Source organism: Romboutsia sp. (assembly GCF_035470145.1).
Lineage (GTDB): Bacteria > Bacillota > Clostridia > Peptostreptococcales > Peptostreptococcaceae > Romboutsia_D.
Genome location: NZ_DATIRC010000272.1, coordinates 1 through 1,870 on the forward strand (window position 1 = coordinate 1; position 1,870 = coordinate 1,870).

The following is a 1,870-nucleotide window of genomic DNA, read 5'->3' on the forward strand; positions in this document are numbered from 1 at the left end:
TTATGATTTTGATGATGATAAAAAAGCTATTTTATGGGCATTAAGAAAGTTAAATACGACTAGAAAAGGAAATACATCTGGAGGACTAGGGTTATATCTGTTAAGGAAAACTATATCGAACTTAGATGGAGAAATAGAAATTATGTCTGGAAAATCAATGATTAGATTAAAAGAGAATATGTATGATGAAAATAATGTTAACAATTTTTCTTATAAGTCTGAAGAAATGAGAAGCTTTTTTACAGGAGTCATAATTACTATAAAAATAGATAATATAATAGAAGAAAATGTACTAACTAATGATATAATTACAGAGAAAATTAGTCTAAATGATATTTAAAAGGAGAGATTAGATGAAATGCTTAGTTGATTTTTTAAGTGATATTTATCAAAAAAGATTAAGACGTATGTCTCAGTCTCAAGCAGATAATTATGAAGAGGCATTAGATTTATATAAAGAAATATTTATATCACAGCTCAGATGTGCAATAAAGTATTCTAAAGAATGTAAAGACTGCAAATTAAAATGTTCAATTGGTTGTAATAAACTAAGAGAATTATTAGAATCAATTACTGATGAGGAAATTTATAGCTTTTTTAAAGTAATAAAGGAAATATATATATTATGGATAGACGCAAAGTGGAGTGAATCATTAAGAAAGTTTACTGAGTTTATGGAGCATTATAATATATTAGAAGATTTAGAAGCTGCAGACATTAAAAATAGCATATTATTTAGAGGTAGGGTATCTAAAAGTATTCTAACTCCATGGGATATGTATCATATACCATTTAATAAAAGATATTTAGTTAGCAATCAAAGATACAGTTTAACAGGACAACCTATGATATATTTAGGGAGTTCAATAGTAGATATCATAGAAGAGTTAGAAATAAATGATGAACAGTTAAAAGATTTTAAAGTATCTACATATAAAATAAACAAGGAAATTAAAATTTATGATTTAAGAAATAATATATATAAAGATATAAATGAAAATTTAATACAGGATAATAGCACATTAAAGTTATTTAGTACAAAAGCATTTGATGAGAGTAAATTCTTTAGAAACTTATTAAGTTCTGTATGTAGCTTTGAAAAAAGGAAAGAATATAAAGGGTTTTCTTTTTGTGAAGAATATGTAATACCACAAATTTTGGCACAAACTTTAAAAAAAGAAAAATTTGATGGAATAGCATACTATTCTACGAAAAAATTTGATGAAATTAAATTTCATCTAAGTGAAGAAGTAATTAAAAATGATAAAGATAATTCAAGTGAATATAACAAAATAACTAAAACTAAATATAAAGAGAATGTTGCATTGTTCACAAATTTTACATTAGATCATGTTTATGACAGATTATTGTTTGATAATTTAAAAATAAGTGTTCCAATTGATATAAATAGAATAGAAGAATTGAATATGTCTGAGTTAGATTATATATATAATGAAATTGGAAAAATGAAGGAACAAAGTAGGATAACGGAGGCAACTATAATATACTCTAATTTTAGAAGAGAATTTGATGAGTGCTATATTGGAAAACTAAGATATTACGAAACTTCAATAGGTAAGTTGCATATATATCATATATACATAATACTAAACAATATCCTTGCAAAGTGTAAGAAAGAGGTGAATTAACATGATTAAATACGAAATTATTATAAAGGATGAATTACAGTCAGCTGCTGCAGATAATGATAAAAAAGGAAATATTATATATAATAAGATAAAAAGTATAATAGATGATGGTGGAGGAGAAATAACATTAAACTTCATCGGAATTAATATATTGAATACAGCATTTTTAAATAATGCAATTGGTCAATTATATTCAATTCCAGACTGGGATAGTTTAAAAT

2 protein-coding genes and 1 pseudogene are annotated in these 1,870 nt (G+C 24.4%); all 3 read left to right on the plus strand.

The genetic code is table 11. The features are described from left to right. A pseudogene (locus VLM92_RS11345) lies at nucleotides 1-340 on the plus strand (hypothetical protein); the annotation flags it as partial. Nucleotides 341-353: 13 nt separating this feature from the next. Continuing rightward, complete coding sequence (locus tag VLM92_RS11350; protein WP_325276449.1) at nucleotides 354-1,649, plus strand: hypothetical protein; 1,296 nt, start codon at nucleotides 354-356, stop codon at nucleotides 1,647-1,649. Between the two features lies 1 nt (nucleotide 1,650). After that, nucleotides 1,651-1,870 (plus strand): STAS-like domain-containing protein (locus VLM92_RS11355; protein WP_325276450.1); only part of this gene is annotated, 220 nt, incomplete at its 3' end.